Source organism: Litorilinea aerophila, from assembly GCF_006569185.2.
Classification (GTDB): domain Bacteria; phylum Chloroflexota; class Anaerolineae; order Caldilineales; family Caldilineaceae; genus Litorilinea; species Litorilinea aerophila.
Genome location: NZ_VIGC02000002.1, coordinates 211,808 through 226,931, shown reverse-complemented (window position 1 = coordinate 226,931; position 15,124 = coordinate 211,808). Strand labels below are relative to the sequence as shown.

Sequence of the window (15,124 nt, the reverse complement as noted above, 5' to 3'; positions counted from 1 at the left end):
CTGGAGCTGGCCTTGAACAGATCCCAACATCTGTCACACCTATCTGAACCACAATTGGCAGAGCTATCCCGCCAGCCCGGACTCTTTGCCCTGCTGCTTCTGGGGCTCCTGGTGCTGGGACCCCTTATCCTCTTCCTGTGGCCATGGGGGTTGATGCCGCTGCAGGCGGAACCTTCCCTGGCCCGCTATGCCCCCGGTGGGGATGGCCATTCCTCCCTGAGCGAGCTCTACGACCGCTCCGGCACGCTGATTGGCTGGCGGAGCCAGAACCAGGCCGTGGTGCCCACCCTGAACATCTACACCGATCTGCCCGCCGGCCCCCGGGAGCTGATCGACCGTCGCTATTTTCCCGCTTCCGGCGACAACCCGGCAGCCACCACCGATGCCCAGGCGATCATGGATGTGCTGGCCCAGGTCACCGTCAGCGAACTTCGCATCCACACCCTGACCCTGGATGGCACCCTCACCCGGCAGCGGATCTACCTGGTGGAAGATCCCGAGGGCCAGTTTCTGGTGGCCATCCAGGACCTGACCAGCGGCCAGGAACAGCTCTATGACCCACCTCTGTTGCTCCTCCCCGCTGACCTCCTGGCCGGGTCAGGCTGGTCGAGCCAGGGGCAGGTTTCCGGCCAGGTGGACTACATGAGCCAGGGCCGGGTGCTGGCCACGGGACCCCACGGCGTCCATGCTGACTGCCTGGAGGTGGAACAGACCCTGACCCTGAAGGGGGCCCAGACAGAGGCGTATACCCTCATCACCCGGACCCACTACTGCGCCGGAGTCGGACCGGTGGAATCGGTCACCGTCCAGGAGGGCGGCGCGTACTACGAACGGGCCCTGCTGGTGTCCGTGGACGAGGCGCCGCCCTCCTTCAGCCGGCTGCCGTCTCCGCCTCCGTTAGCCCCATCCCCAGACCTCCCGCCGGGGGTGGAGAACTGGCGCCTGGTTCGCTTCGGGCGTGCGCTGCCGGTCAACATCAGCGGCGCCGGCACGGTCCCACCTGCCTGGCTTCCCACCGATCCGCCCCTGCTTCTGGCCACCGGCTACAACGGCGATCTCCTGGCCTTTACCCAGGATGGCCAGGTGGCCTGGCGGTTTCATCCCCAGGGGACCATCTACGGCGCGCCGGCCTTTGATCCCGCCACGGGCGTGATCTACTTCGGCGCCAGCGACAAACGACTCTATGCCGTGGATAGCCAGGGCCTCTTCCGCTGGTCCTATCGGGCGGGCGACAACGTGGCCACCCGACCCGCCGTGGTCCACGACCGGGTCATCTTCGGCAGCGAAGACCGCACCGTGGTCGGGCTGGACACGGTCACCGGCGCGCTGGCCTGGCAGGTACAGGTGGGCGGCCCGGTGGTGTCAGACCCGGCCGTGGATGGATCCGTGGCCATCATGGGCGCCGATGACGGCGCCGTCTACGGGCTGGATGTAGACACGGGGACCATCCGCTGGACCTTTGCCACCGAAGGCCCTGTGGAGGCAGGCGTGGTGGTCCGGGACGGCATCGTCTACGTGGCCAGCCGGGACGGCACCCTCACCGCCCTGGGGGCCCAGGACGGCCAGGAGCGCTGGCAGGTCACCCTGGGCACAGGCGGCGGCTCTGCTTTCCGCACCGCGCCGGCCGTGGGCGCCGAGGCCATCTGGCTGGTGGATGCGGCGGGGACCCTCTTCATCGTGGACCGGGAGCGGGGCCGACAGCGCTGGGAGAGCACTGAATGGGTGACCTACGTGGGACCGCCCCTGGCCCTGGCCGATCAGGCGCTGGTGCCCAGGAAGGACGGCAAGATCGACCTGATGGACGCCACCGGAACCCGCCTGGCCCAGTGGGATGCCAGTACGGCTCGCCTGCCGGTGGACCCACCTCCGGCCTTCTCCCTGGGTCCCGCCGCCGGGGGCGATAGCCTCTGGCTGGTGGATGATGGCGCGGTGATCTATCGCCTGGCTCCCCACGTCGCACCCGATGACATGACGTCCTCCACCGGTGGCGGTTCACTGCCGGCCGCCCTGACCCTGCGCTGGTCCCAGCACAGCCTGACGACGCCGTTTCACGGCACCGGTTTTTTCCAACCCCCCATTTCCTATCGGGGTGGCGCCCTGGTGATGGAACACGGCAACCACGTCTACCAGCTGGATCCCGATACGGGCCAGGCACGCTACCTGGGCGCCTTTGGCCAGGGCACATCGGCCCTGGTGGAGCCCGTGGTGGTCCAGGATACCCTGCTGGCTGTGGCCGGCAGCCAGCTCCATGCGCTCTCCCTGCCCGACTTGCAGCCCCGGTGGACGGCTCCGGGCCAGGGGGTTACCTGGCAGCCGCCGGTCGCCGCCGGGGATATGGTCCTCTGGCTGGAGGGAAGCGCGGCCGAAGGGCTCAACCAGGGGGTGCTCCATGCCCTTCGCCTGGCCGACGGCCAGGTCCAATGGCAGGCGACGCTGGCCCCGTTTTACATGGTCGGGGGTGCGGTGGTGGCTGGGGAAACGGTCTACGTCAGCACGCCGCCCGGCGCCTATGACCTGACCACCGGTGTCCAGCGCTGGCAGGCAGCGCTGCCAGGGCCCGGCCTGGGTGGCCCTGGCCTCAGCGCAGACGGCCACACCCTCTACGTGGGCCTGGTCCACCCGGAGGGCAACGACGGCCAGGTGGCGGCGCTGGACACAGCCGACGGCGCGGCCCGGTGGGTGGTCACCCTCCCGGGGGATGCCTTGAACCCGGTTGACCGGCTCTGGCCCGACGGGGAGATGCTGGTGGTGCCCGGCCTGGAGGGCACCCTCTACGGGTTGGATGCCCGGGATGGCCAGGAACGCTGGCGATATACGCCGCCGGGGCCGCGGCTGGGGACAATCACGGTGGCGGAGGGTCGTGTCTGGCTGGCTTTGCAGGACGGCGCGGTGTGGGGGCTGGACGTGGCCTCGGGTCGGCCGGTGGCCCACTTCCAGCAGATGGAGCTCAACCTGGCACAGATGAGCTTTGCCCAGCGGCCTGCGCTGGTTCGGGAGACCCTGCTGGCACCCCTGGGCATCATGCTCCTGGGTTTCGATGTCCCCTCTGTAGAGTTGCCGGAGGCCCGCCCATGAACCTCTCTCGCCTTCGTCCCACCCGCACCACCTGGCTGGCCCTGGTGGGGTTCCTCTGGTCCATCTCCTTCGATGCCCTGCGAGATTTTGTCTGGGCCGACCTGCGGGACGGCCTGGTGGATCTGCGAGGCATGTCCCGCTCGACCCGGTTGCTGGTCTGGATGGGCTTCGGGCTGCTTTTTGTCATGGCGGCCGTGCTGGTCTTTAACGACTTTTGGCGGGCCCACTTTCCCCTGCTGGCAGCCACCGCGGGCACGCCTGGCCGGGGCTCCCTGGTACCGGTAGCAGTCATTCCGGTCACCCTCTACATGCTGGCCCTGGCCTGGAGTTTTGCCCTGGCCGGCGCCCTGCACAGCGGGGTCGGGGTTCGGCTGGCCGTCCTGCTGGGCTACAGCATCATCATGGTGCTCTGGCTGCGGGCCAGCCTGCTGGCCACGTCCGCCGGGTGGATGGTGGCGTTGGGCTGGGCGCCGCTGGCCGGGGTGCTTCTCCTCTTTCTGCTGCGCTGGCGCCGACCTGCCCGGCCTACCGAGGAGTTCGTGGCCCTGTTCCTGCTGGTCATGGCCGCCTTCGGCGTGATCCAGCAGCGGCTGGTGGAGATGTGGCGGGTCAGCGACGCGCCCCTGTTCCTCAGCATCCTGGACAGCAACATGGTCTCCTACGCGGGGCTGGCCCTGCCCCTGCTACTCCTGTTGGGCCTGGACATTGCCGATTTTGTCCACCGGGCCGGGAGTTGGGTGAGCGGCATCGCGGGGCAGCGCCTGCCGGGGTGGGGCCTGTATGGGCTGCTGGGGGCCCTCTCCCTTTGGTGGGGGGTGACGTTGACGGAGCAGGTCGGGGAGCGGCTGGCCGCGGACCCTCTGCCTGGGGTGCTTCTGGCCTACGCCAGTGCCCTGCCCGTTCCCCTGGGCGCGCTTTGTATCTGGCTGCTGGTGCGGCGGTGGAACGGGGCCGGCACCCGGCGATGGGATGAGGAGGCCGTGGTGGCGGCTGCCCATCGTGCCGCACCCTGGTTCATCCTGGCCTTTCTCGCCAGCAACCTGGTCTTGATCGTCCTGCTGAGCGTGGTCACGGCCCTGGGCAGCGAGGTGCACGTGCTGGAGGAGGTGAGCCAGTCCGTCGATCGCTTCTACGGGCTGTACCAGCGGAACTTCATGAGCCTGGTCCTGGCGATAGCCCTGGGTGTCGGCCTGTGGATGGCCTGGCGGGGCCGGTGGGCCATGGGGCTCTATCTGGGTACCCTGGGCACCATCCTGCTCTGGGGGGATCTCACCGCGCCCGGGCGGCCGCTGGCTTTCCTGGCCTGGCAGGGACCGGAGGCCGGGTTCTGGTGGGTGGTCTGGTTCTTGGGCCTGGGCCTGTACTGGCTGGTGCGGGCCAGGCTGACCCCTGACCGCGGCGCCCGGCTGCTGTTGGTGTTGGTCATGGCGGCCCTCCTGCGCCAGACCGATTTCATCGAGAACCCGTTCAGCCCCCTGTTCAGCTTCGCGGGGGTGGGCTTCATCGCTTTCGGCCTGATCTGGGACGCCCTGACCATCGGCGGCTGGGCCAACCGGGGCAGCCCGGCGCTGCCCCGCCTCAGCCGTATCTTCCTCTACCTGGGCTACGTGCTCTTCACCGTCATCCTGGTGAACTGGATGCTCACCGCCCACAACCTTTCCTACGTGGAGACCTTCACCGGGGACGCGGCCATCAGTGGCCTGAACATGGTGGGCAAGCCGCTGCTCTATGCCCTCTTTCTGGTGATCTTGGGTCAGCCGGATGAGGCGCGAGAACGTGACAACGTGACAGCGTAACAACGTGACAGCGTAACAACGTGACAGCGTAACAACGTAACAACGTGACAGCGTAACGGCGTGACGGCGAGTCACGGTGTCACGTGTCACGCCGTCACGTTCTCACCCACAAAGCATCCATCTGCAAAGCGCCCGTCTCGTCGAAGGTGAGGGGCCGCAGCTCGCCGATCTGGTGAAGCTGGTCCGAGGCGGCGACCTCGGGCAGAAGGGCCTGGGAGACCCACAGGGTCTCCAGCTCCAGGGTGTTGCGGACGATGACCAGGCGCACCGCGTCGGGCTCCTTGCTGGCGGGCAATACGGCCCGGAGCACGTCCCGGTCGGTGGGGAGGGTGATGGGCAGCTTGGCGCCGTTGAAGTTGCCGGCAGTCAGACAGTTGGTGTAGGTGGCCTGGATGTCGAGCTTGTCCCGCAGGCGCTGGGGGATGACGTCGCAGTAGCCCACGCCCACCCCGTTGCCGTGGCTGTTGGGCGTCAGATCCAGGGCCACGATGCGTTCGAAGCGGGGCTCTACCGGGCCACCGGTGCGCCGCCACATGCCCACCACGTTCAGGTCCATGCCGGTGCCGCTGATGTCCTTCCCAATCTCCTGCAGCACCAGCACATCCAGCGGCTCCAGGGGAATGCGGGGCAGATGTCGCCAGGCCTCCTCTAGCAGTTTAGGCTCTTCCGCCTCGATGGCCTCGGCTGGCAGCACGGCGATGCGGGCGGGCTGGTGATGGCCGTTCTCCACGATGCCGATGCCCGCAATCACGGGCATGGTTTGCAGGATGACCCGCGCGGCCGCGGGCATGGCCTCCACGATCCCCCAGCCGTGGATGGTGGCCGCGCCCTTGGGCTTCCCCAGGCCCACGGCCAGCATCTTAAACAGGCCGCTCTCCCACCGGTTGCGGAAGGCGGTGTGGGGCTTGATGCGGTTGACCACCACAATGGCGTCGGCCTGGGCGGCCTGGGCGTCGAAGTAGACCGGCATGCCCGCCGGCGTCACGCCCACCTGGACGGTCTCCATGCTGCTGAGGATGGGCACACCCAGCTCATCCGGCCCCAGGCCATAGCCCACCAGGACCTCCCGCTGGCCTTCGGCTGTGCCGCCGCCGTGGCTGCCCATGGCCGGCACCAGGAAGGGCTGCGCGCCCAGGGCCTGCAGCTCCCGCACCAGGGTGGTCACCACCGGGCGGATGCAGGAGATACCTCGGCTGCCCACACCCACCGCAACCCGCATCCCCGGTTGTACCCGTTGGGCCAGGGGAAGGGCCTGGAGTTGCGCTCGGACATGGGCCTCGATGTCGTGGATTTGTTCGTCGGTGACCCGTTGGCGGACGGGCGCGATTTTGGGAAACATGAATCGAGTCCTTGGTCTGTCAGATCTTGTTGATGGCGTTATGGACAAGGAACAGGAACAGCTCCTGCAGGTTGACGGTCGCCCGGATAGAACCTACAATGAAGCGAGCGCAGGCACGGAAGCGTCTGGATTCACCGCTCCAAGAAACAAACCGAGACGCAAACCGGGCTCAGAATCAGGAGCAGAAACCAGCAACCACGGAAGGCCAGGGCAAGCCATGGGAATTCCCATCTATCAAGTCGATGCGTTCACCAACACACCCTTTGCCGGCAATCCGGCTGCCGTCTGCATGTTGGAGGGCCCGGTGGATCCGGCGTGGATGCAGAAGGTGGCCCAGGAGATGAACCTGTCGGAGACGGCCTTCCTCTGGCGGGAGCCCGAGGGCTACCGCCTGCGCTGGTTTACCCCCACGGTGGAGGTAGATCTCTGTGGCCATGCCACCCTGGCAGCGGCCCACATCCTCTGGGAGGCTGGCTACCTGCTGGGGGGCGAAACGGCCCGCTTCCACACCCGCAGCGGCTTGCTCACCGCCAGCAAACGGGACGAGTGGATCGAGCTGGACTTTCCGGCCACGCCAGATGAACCGGTGGACGCCGTGCCCGGCCTGGCCGAAGCCCTGGGCGTCTCCCCGGTCTATGTGGGCAAGAATCGATTTGACTACGTGGTGGAAGTGGCTTCCGAGGCGGAAGTGCGCGCGGCCAACCCCGATTTCGTCGCCCTCTCCCGGCTGCCGGTCCGGGGGGTGATCGTGACCGCTCCGGCCACCAGCGGCGGCTACGACTTCGTCTCCCGCTTTTTCGCCCCTGGCGCCGGCGTCCAGGAAGATCCGGTCACCGGTTCGGCCCACTGTTGCCTGGCCCCCTTCTGGCAGCGACGGCTGGGCAAGGCGCAGTTCCTGGCCTATCAGGCCTCCCCCCGGGGGGGGGTGCTGCGGGTGCGCCTGGCGGGGGATCGGGTGATCCTGGGCGGACAGGCTGTCACCGTTCTGCGGGGGCTGCTGGTCTAAAACCGGCGCCTCCCTCACTGCTGGACCGGAATCACCAGTTCCTGCCCCACGGAAAGGGCGTCGGGGTCGGTGATGTCGTTGAGCTCGATGATGGCTTCCACATCCACGCCGTACTGGATGGCGATGCCCAGCAGGCTTTCGCCCGGCTGCACCACATGGACGACGCCCCGTTCGGCAATCACCTGTTGCCGGGTCACGCCGGGGATGATCAGCTCCTGGCCCACCCGCAAGAGGTTGCGGTTGGTGATGTTGTTGGCAGCCGCAATCTCCGCCGCGCTGACCCCATATTTCACGGCAATTTCGTACAGCCCTTCCCCCGGTTGAACCACGTGGATGACCGGCTCACCCTGGGCGGCCTGGCCCCCGGTGCTGGCCGTGCCGGTCTCGGCCGGCGGCTGGTAGTTGGGGATGATGATCTCCGCACCCACGGTCAGGGTGTTGGGGTCCAGCAAGTTGTTGGCCTCCATGATCTGGATGGGGTCCACGCCGAAGCGCAGGGCGATGGCGCTGAGGGTGTCCCCGCTCTGGATCACGTAGCGGTAGGGGCCGGGCGTGGGGGTGGGCAGGCCTTCGGCGGTCATTCCCTCCACGTAGGGCACGTAGAGGGGTTGCCCCACGATGATGTTGTCATCGGCCAGGGCGTTGAGCTGGCGGATGGTCTCCACGTCGGTGCCGAATTTTTGGGCGATGGAGAAGAGGGTGTCCCCCGGCTGGACGGTGTACTGGAAGGTGGTGGGCTCTTCGGGGGTGGCCGTTCCCTCGGGCGCCGGCGTCTCGGTGGTAGCCTCCGGCGTGGTCACGGTGACCTCGGGCTCCTGGACGGGCGCGCTGGCCGGCGTGGGCGTCTCGGCGACGGCGCTGGTGGCCGTCGGCTCTGGCGTGGGGCGATCCCGCGTGCAGGCAACCAGGAGCAGGGCTGTGGTCAGGATGATGATCAGGCGGAGATGGGTGCCCACGGTCGTACCTCCGGTTCTGTTCCGGGTTCTGTGGCAACTGGCGTAGCGATGGCATCATAGCACAGGCCAATACCTGGCGCAAACTCCTGCCGGAGGGGGCAGGGTGCGCCAGGGACAGTGGGCCTGGCAGGGGGCTGCCGGCGATCAGCGCAGGATCTGGAAGGCGGTGGCCGTGGCCAGCACGCCGAAGACCAGCAAAGGCAGGTTTAGCAGGGGCAGGTTCAGGAGCACCAGGCTGGCCAGGGAGCCACAGATGATGCCAGCCAGGGCGAAGTAGCGCAGGTATCGCCCTCGCCGCCGGCCCACTGCGGCCCGGATGATCTGGGCCAGGGCGCCGCCGGCGCCGCCACCCAACATGAAGGCGATGATCAGCCCCCAGAAGAAGAAACCGCGTAACATACCCAGCAGGATGCTGAGGATGGGCACCGCGATGCCGGCAATCACCAGGGCCACGGCAAAGGCGATGGCGTTGTCCACCGTCACGGCATTGAAATAGTTGTCCTGGACGTTGCGGATGCACTCCTTGCAGCGGTACCCCACATCGGTGAGTTGGGCGCATTTGAGGCAGATGGGTTTGCCACATTTGTTGCAGCGCAGCAACGTCTCCACGTTGGGGTGATTGGCACAATAGAGCACCTCAGCCTCTTCCGTGCCGGGTGCGGCCGCCAACGCCGGGTCCGCCGTCGGGTGCTCCGGCTGGCGGGTGGGCATGGATTCAGTCATCATTCACCTTCTTGTGTGGATGGCCCCCGCAGCTTGTTCATCAACGTGCGATAGAAGTAGCTGCGATCCCGCATGCGGATGAAGCGTGCCAGATGGGGGCTGCCGGTCACCATGATCTCGTCCCCTTCCCGCACCTCCACCACGAACTGGCCATCCACGGTCAGCATGGCTTCGTGATCGCTGTACGCCCGCATGCGGATCTCCGTCCCTTCCGACAACACCACAGCCCGGTCCATGCTCAGGTGGGGGGCGATGGGAATCACCAGGATGTTGCGCAGCTCTGGCGGCAGGATGGGCCCCCCCACGGCCAGGGCATAGCCGGTGCTGCCGGTTGCCGTACTGACAATTAACCCATCACAGGTGTATGTCGTCAGGTATCCTCCATCCAGTTGGACGCTAATGCGGACCACCCGGGCCAGGCCTCCCCGGCTCAACACCACGTCGTTGAGGGCATCGTATTCGCAGAGGGAGGCCCGGGGAGCCCCTTCTGCCGGGCTCCGTTCCAGCCGAACCCGGACCATGAGGCGCTGTTCCACCCAGTAACTGCCCTGGAGCATGCGGGTGAGGGGGGCCTGCCAGTCATCCGGGAAGATCTCTGCCAGGAAGCCCAGCCGCCCCATTTTCACGCCCAGCATGGGCACGTTGTGGCGAGCCCCCAGCCGGGCGGCGCGCAGCAGCGTGCCATCACCACCCAGGGTGATGAGCAGATCCACATTGGGCAGGTGCTCCAACACCGCTTCGCTTTCCCATGCGGACTCAAACCAGATCTCCTCCAGGCCATGGGCCCGCAGGAAGGCCGCGATCTGCTGGCCCAGTTGGATGGATTCCGGCTTTTTAGGGTGATGCAAGATGCCGACCCGGTGGAAACCCTGGTCCCCCAGACGCTGGGGCATCGCGTCTGCCAGGGAAGTGTCGGGGCGATGCTGGTTCATGTTCGTTACCTTGGTGGATTTCTCGCTTATGCTGTGGATCCGGCGGGCCATCGCCGGTGGATCATAGACGACGGCCTGGTTTCCGTCAAGTTGAACCGGGGCGGCCTCCCTGGCCGGTCTGCTCTAATCCGCGCAGCAGGATCCAGTAGGGTAGGAAGCCGTAGTACCAGGCCAGCAGCAGGGCCAGCCGCAGGCCATGGCGGCCGTCCCGCCAGCCCCCCAGGCTGAGAAAGCGCCGGCGGAACTCCCGCAGGGGCTGCAGGATGAAATTGTGGGGGCGGGGGCGGATGCCCCGGGCGGCCAGGATGCGGGCTTCGTAGCGGGCGTAGAAACGCTGCTTGCGGTGAAACTGCCCCCAGTCCTGGTAGTTGTGGTGGATCAGGGGGGAGCGCAGGTACCCTTCCGTTCCCAGGAGCTCCACCACCTCGTGGACTTCCCGTTCGGCCACGTAGCGGGCCGCTCCCCGCTTCAACAGTCGCAGCTGGTAGTCCGGGTAGAAGCCGCCCGCCCGCATCTCCCGCCCCACGATGAAATTGCGCCGGGGAATCCAGTAGCCGTCCGCGCGGCCGGCCCGCACCTGGGCCCGCACCTCCCGGGCCAGCTCTGGCGTGGCCCGCTCGTCCGCATCCACGAACAAGATCCAGCGCGCCGCGATGGTATCCAGCGCGGCCTGTCGCTGGGCCGCGTAGTTGTCGAACGGGCGCTGGACCACCAGCGCGCCGGCCCGGCGGGCCAGGGCGCAGGTTTCATCCTGGCTTCCCGAATCCCACACCACCACCGCATCCACCCAGTCCACCAGGCTGGCGATGCAGGCCTCGATGTGCCGGGCTTCGTCCCGGGTCAAGATGACGGCAACCAGTTCTGCGGTCATGGCTGTCCCATCCTGACAATGTGGGTGAAGGCAGAGAGGGCCGCCGCCGTCTGGCTGCCGTCCAGCTCGCCGGCGGCAAACGCGCCCAGGATCTGGCGTCGCCGCCACCAGAGCCCCAGCCGCACCAACGTCCATACGGCGGCCAGATGGCCCGGCGGGTAGTGCTGCCGGTGCTTCCGGTAGAAGCGCAGACGGCTACGCCAGAGCTGCTCGTACGCGTGCCAGCGCACCTGGCGGCTGCTCTGCCCCTCGTGGTGGATGACCCGCGCGGTGGGCACTGCGTAGGTGCGCCAGCCGGCCTGGGCCAGGCGCAGGCACCAGTCCATCTCCTCGCAGTACATGAAGTAGCCTTCGTCCAGGCCGCCCACCGTGCGAAGGGCTTCCCCCCGCACCATCCACGCGGCCCCCAGGACGAAGTCCACCGGAAAAGGCGCCCGGCCCTGCCAGAGGCGCGCCGGATAGCGGCCATTGAGCCGGCTGTGGTGCAGGCGATGGGCTCCCGGCAGGCCGGTCAACGGGAAGAAGTCCAGGGCCACCTGGGCCAGGGAAGGGAAACGAAAAGCGCCGTGCTGAAAACGGCCGTCGCCGTAGCGGAGGTGGGCGCCACAGGCACCGGCGTCGGGGGTGTGCTGGAGGAACCCGGCCAGCTGGCCCAGGGCGTCCTCCACCAGCTCGGCATCGGGGTTTAGCAGCAGCACCGCGTCCGGGGGCGGCGTGGATGCCGGCGTCGGCGGGAGTGGGGCTTCTGTGGGGATGTCAAAGCCCAGGAGCCGCAACCCCAGGTTGTTTCCCCGGGTGTAGCCCAGGTTCTGGGGCGAGGCCACCAGCCGCACCTGGGGGAAGCATTCCGCCACCATGGCGGCGCTGCCGTCCTGGCTGGCGTTGTCCACCACCACCACCTGGGGCGACGGCAACCCGCCCGCCGCCGCGGAGGCAAAGACACTGGCCAGGCTGCGGCGCAGCAGTTCCCGGGTATTGTAGTTGACCAGGATGACCCCAATGTGCATGGTTTTCGCTCAGGGGACGCCCACTTCCACCCAGATGCGGTCGATGTAGTTGTTGACCACCGCCACATCTTCGTGGATCAGGCCGCCCCACCAGAGGGTGGCGGCCAGGGGAGGCGGCTCATCCATGATGATGCAGCCGCTCACCTCGCCGGCCTGGCCAGGCAGGAGATACCACTGTTCCTGGCCGTCGATCACCCGCCGTTCCAGATCTTCGGGCCGGCCGATGGCCCAGCGAAAGGGAAAATCGGTGCCCGATGTCTCGAAGTTGATGCCGAAGCGCCAGGCGCCGGCCTGTTTGTACCACTCCTTGTGGCCCTGGGCGGCCAGGGTGTTGTAGTTCTCGCTGAACCGGTACTCCTGGCCGGGCTGGGGCCCTGTGGTGCGGATGGGCACCACCCCTTCGTTGCGGACCACTGCCCGGAAGCAGAGCCTCTCGCCCAGGGGGATGCTCACCTGGCGGTTCATCTCCCCCACCCAGTCGATCTCGCCTTGGGCCACATCGGCCCGGGGTTTGCCGCCCTCTCGGATGGTGAGCTGGCTGATGACCCGCACCGCGTTCCCGGCCCGGTCCCGGGCTTCGCCCACCACCTGGTAGACGCCATCCGGCGGGGGCTCCGCGTTCAGGTCCACGCCGCCGTCGTAGTCGTAGCTGTGATAGCCCTGCTCGGTGGGTTTGGCCACGCTGGGGCTTTCGGCCAGGAAGTAGCGAATGTCCGGCTCCGCCGGGTCCACCAGGTAGACCAGGACCGATTCCACGTCCTTGGTCAGGTAGTAGCTGATGCTCACCCGGTCGTCGATGCCGTCCTGGTTGGGGGTGAAGACCTGGGGCACCACGGCGAAGTTGTGGAGCTCGGGCAGCCGGGTGTCCGCATCCTGGAGGGTGATCTCTCCGGTCACCGTGGCCTGTTGCCCGTTATCTTCCACGGCCTGGATGACCCAGCGGTACCGGCCATCGGGCAGGACCTGGCTCAGGATCTCCTGGGTGCCGTAGTCGGTTTCCACCGTGCGGGGCTCATCCACCACGCCGCCCCACTGGACGCTGTAGTCGCCCGGGGAACGGCGCCGTTCCTGGCGAAAGTAGAAGCGCTGGCCGGCTTCGTTTTCGAAGTAGATGCTCACCGTGGCCGAGCGGCGCAGGCTGTAGCGAATTTCGGTGACGTCCTGGTTGCCGTCGGCATTGGGGGTAATGAAGTCGGGCGCCACCCGGACGTCGTAGAGCAGCGGCCCCATGCTCAGGTCCAGCTGGCCACAGCCACCCAGGAGTACCAACAGCCACGCCAGCAGGAGAACCAACGCCAGAGAACGAGGCAGTGAAAAGGATGCATTCGTGGTCATGGTGCAGAGTCTAACCCATCAGCCCATATCCGCAAAGCATGGGCAGGCACGAAATCACACGAAATCAAATCACGTGAAATCAAATGATATGCAGCATCAAATGATGTGCAGGCCCATCTGTTTGGCCTGAACTTCAGCCCGCCGCAGCAACAGCCGGGAGAGGAGGGTGTAGACCACCGCGTAGACGCCGATGATCAGCCACTCCTGCCAGACCGGCCGCAGGGTCGTCCACTGGCCGTTGAAGGTGTAGTAGCGGATCAGGTCATAGCCCCAGGTATAGGGCAACAGGTAGGCCAGGTACTGGAGGGCCGGCGGAAAGGTGGAGACGGGCAGATAGGCCCCGGCCAGGAACTCAAAGAGGATCCCCAGCACCTGGGCGATGGAGCCCACCTGGCGCCACAGCAGGGCCAGCAGCGCGATCAGGATGCCCATGGCCGTCAGCGCGATCAACACGGTGACGCAGACCACCAGGATCAACACCATGTTGACCAGGCTGGCCTGGGCGTAGAAGACCAGGAACAGATAAAACGGAAAGAAGAGGATGCCGTTAATGATCACTTCTGTGATGACCGTGCCCACGTAGTAGGCGTATCGAGAGCCGGGGCTGCTGTAGAGGTATTCCAGCGTGCCGTTGTACAGGTCTGACGTCACCGAGTGGATGGGCGCCCAGAGGGTGGCGCCGTTGAAGACCAACAGCAGCAGCGCGCCCTGGAAGAAAAGAAACAGTTCCCGGCCTGCCAGGCCATCCGCCTCGCCGGGCACCCGGTAGGCCACGGAATTGGCGATGAGCAGAAAGAACAGAACCCGCAGGGCCAGTTGCACGAAGCTGCCGACCAGGTTGGGCAGATAGCGCCGCGCCACCTGGAGCCCCTTGATCACCGTGGCCAGGGTAATCTGCCAGGCCGGGACTGGGCGGGAAAGGCTGCGGATGTTGCCGGCCGTTGGCCAGCGCGCCGCCTGTGGGGGCGTGGCCACGGCCACCGTCCGGCCTTGTACTTGGGTGGACGACAGGGATGGATCCATCATGCTGGTTTCTCCTGAGTGCTGGTTTCACCGCTCAAAACGTTCGTCGAGCTCCCCGATGTGGTAGATGAAGGCATCCTCCAGGGTGGCGCTGTGATGGCGGAACCCGGCCACCACTCCCTCCTCCCGCAGCACCCGGATGATGGCTTCCGCGCCGGTCATGATGTCGCTGACACCAAAGGCCAGCCAGCCGTGGTTGCGCTCCAGGCAGAGGAGCACCGGCTCCAGCCCCAGGATTTTGTCCACGATGGCTGGGGGCAGGGCGGCCTTTTCTACCTCCACGAACTCGGTGGCGCCGATGGCCGCCTTGAGCTCGTCCGGATGCCCCACAATGGGGATGCGCCCTCCCTGGATCAGGGCCACCCGGTCGGCCATCTCATCCACCTCGGAGAGGATGTGGGAGGTGAGCAGCAGGGACTTGCCCTCTTCTCGGACCAGCCGGCACAGGAAGGTCCGGATCTTCCGGGCGATGATGGGGTCCAGCCCCTTGGTGGGCTCATCCAGATAGACCAGGGGCGGGTCATGGAGCAGGGCCCGCATGATGACCACCGTCTGCTTCTGGCCGCCGGAGAGGGTCACGAAGAGCTTGTCCAGGTTGGCGGTGAAGTCGAAGTCGTGGGCCAGCTTTTCGATGCGCTGTTCGATCTGGGCCCGGCTGAGCCCCCGCAGCCGGCCGAAAAAGCGCAGGTTCTCGGCCACGGTCAGCCGGGCGTAGGCAGAGCGCTCCGTGTCCTGTCCCACGTAGCCCAGCAGATGGCGGATGGCCTCCGGCTCCCGGTCCAGGTCGTGACCCAGGATCTGAACGTCCCCGGCGTCCTTGGTCAGCAGGGTGGCCAGGATTTTGATGAAGGTCGTCTTGCCTGCGCCGTTGGGACCCAGCAGGGCCAACACCTCCCCCTGGTGCATGGTCAGGGAGGCGTCCTGGAGGGCCACGTGACGGCCGTAGCGTTTTTGGACGTGGTGGGCAGCCAGGTAAAGGGTCATGGTTCCTTCCTGTTTCTTTTCATTCCGACTATTCTGGCACAAGGGGCTGAAGCCGGTCAACCCGAGCGGAAAAAGGG

Annotated in this window: 12 protein-coding genes; 3 read left to right on the top strand and 9 right to left on the bottom strand. The window is 66.8% G+C overall.

Going from position 1 to position 15,124, the window contains the following annotated elements:
• The first annotated feature begins 54 nt into the window (after positions 1 to 54).
• Both FKZ61_RS02180 and FKZ61_RS02175 read left to right on the top strand, forming a co-directional pair.
• Positions 55 to 3,075: an outer membrane protein assembly factor BamB family protein gene (locus FKZ61_RS02180; RefSeq protein ID WP_141608426.1), complete on the top strand. Its 3,021-nt coding sequence runs from the start codon at positions 55 to 57 to the stop codon at positions 3,073 to 3,075.
• A complete protein-coding gene (locus FKZ61_RS02175) occupies positions 3,072 to 4,871 on the top strand; it encodes a hypothetical protein (protein ID WP_141608425.1) in 1,800 nt (599 codons plus the stop codon). The genes FKZ61_RS02180 and FKZ61_RS02175 overlap by 4 nt, the downstream gene beginning before the upstream one ends.
• Positions 4,872 to 4,965: 94 nt before the next feature.
• Here FKZ61_RS02175 and FKZ61_RS02170 read toward each other — a convergent pair whose 3' ends face one another.
• On the bottom strand, positions 4,966 to 6,210 hold the full coding sequence (locus tag FKZ61_RS02170; RefSeq protein ID WP_141608424.1) for a nickel pincer cofactor-dependent isomerase, group 22: 1,245 nt from the start codon (positions 6,208 to 6,210) through the stop codon (positions 4,966 to 4,968).
• Positions 6,211 to 6,427: 217 nt separating this feature from the next.
• Between FKZ61_RS02170 and FKZ61_RS02165 the strand changes: the two genes are divergently transcribed.
• The gene (locus tag FKZ61_RS02165; protein ID WP_141608423.1) at positions 6,428 to 7,216 is read left to right on the top strand and encodes a PhzF family phenazine biosynthesis protein; all 789 of its coding nucleotides are present in this window, start codon (positions 6,428 to 6,430) and stop codon (positions 7,214 to 7,216) included.
• A gap of 14 nt (positions 7,217 to 7,230) precedes the next feature.
• On the opposite strand, the gene FKZ61_RS02160 is transcribed toward FKZ61_RS02165, so the two are convergent.
• The 8 genes from FKZ61_RS02160 to FKZ61_RS02125 form a co-directional block, all read right to left on the bottom strand.
• Positions 7,231 to 8,172 (bottom strand): LysM peptidoglycan-binding domain-containing protein, encoded by a 942-nt coding sequence (locus FKZ61_RS02160; RefSeq protein WP_141608422.1) that lies wholly within the window; start codon positions 8,170 to 8,172, stop codon positions 7,231 to 7,233.
• Between the two features lie 144 nt (positions 8,173 to 8,316).
• Positions 8,317 to 8,895: a B-box zinc finger protein gene (locus FKZ61_RS02155; protein WP_141608421.1), complete on the bottom strand. Its 579-nt coding sequence runs from the start codon at positions 8,893 to 8,895 to the stop codon at positions 8,317 to 8,319.
• A complete protein-coding gene (locus FKZ61_RS02150; protein ID WP_170199101.1) occupies positions 8,895 to 9,827 on the bottom strand; it encodes an NAD(+)/NADH kinase in 933 nt (310 codons plus the stop codon). Before FKZ61_RS02150 ends, FKZ61_RS02155 begins: the two co-directional genes overlap by 1 nt.
• An 85-nt stretch (positions 9,828 to 9,912) precedes the next feature.
• A complete protein-coding gene (locus tag FKZ61_RS02145; protein ID WP_170199100.1) occupies positions 9,913 to 10,698 on the bottom strand; it encodes a glycosyltransferase family 2 protein in 786 nt (261 codons plus the stop codon).
• The gene (locus FKZ61_RS02140; protein ID WP_141608418.1) at positions 10,695 to 11,705 is read right to left on the bottom strand and encodes a glycosyltransferase family 2 protein; all 1,011 of its coding nucleotides are present in this window, start codon (positions 11,703 to 11,705) and stop codon (positions 10,695 to 10,697) included. Before FKZ61_RS02140 ends, FKZ61_RS02145 begins: the two co-directional genes overlap by 4 nt.
• A 9-nt stretch (positions 11,706 to 11,714) precedes the next feature.
• Complete coding sequence (locus FKZ61_RS02135; protein WP_141608417.1) at positions 11,715 to 13,040, bottom strand: hypothetical protein; 1,326 nt, start codon at positions 13,038 to 13,040, stop codon at positions 11,715 to 11,717.
• Between the two features lie 96 nt (positions 13,041 to 13,136).
• Positions 13,137 to 14,066 carry an ABC transporter permease gene (locus tag FKZ61_RS02130; RefSeq protein ID WP_211358370.1) on the bottom strand — a complete coding sequence of 310 codons (930 nt, stop codon included), beginning with the start codon at positions 14,064 to 14,066 and terminating at the stop codon, positions 13,137 to 13,139.
• Positions 14,067 to 14,090: 24 nt separating this feature from the next.
• Positions 14,091 to 15,047 (bottom strand): ABC transporter ATP-binding protein, encoded by a 957-nt coding sequence (locus FKZ61_RS02125; RefSeq protein ID WP_141608416.1) that lies wholly within the window; start codon positions 15,045 to 15,047, stop codon positions 14,091 to 14,093.
• Positions 15,048 to 15,124: the final 77 nt, after the last annotated feature.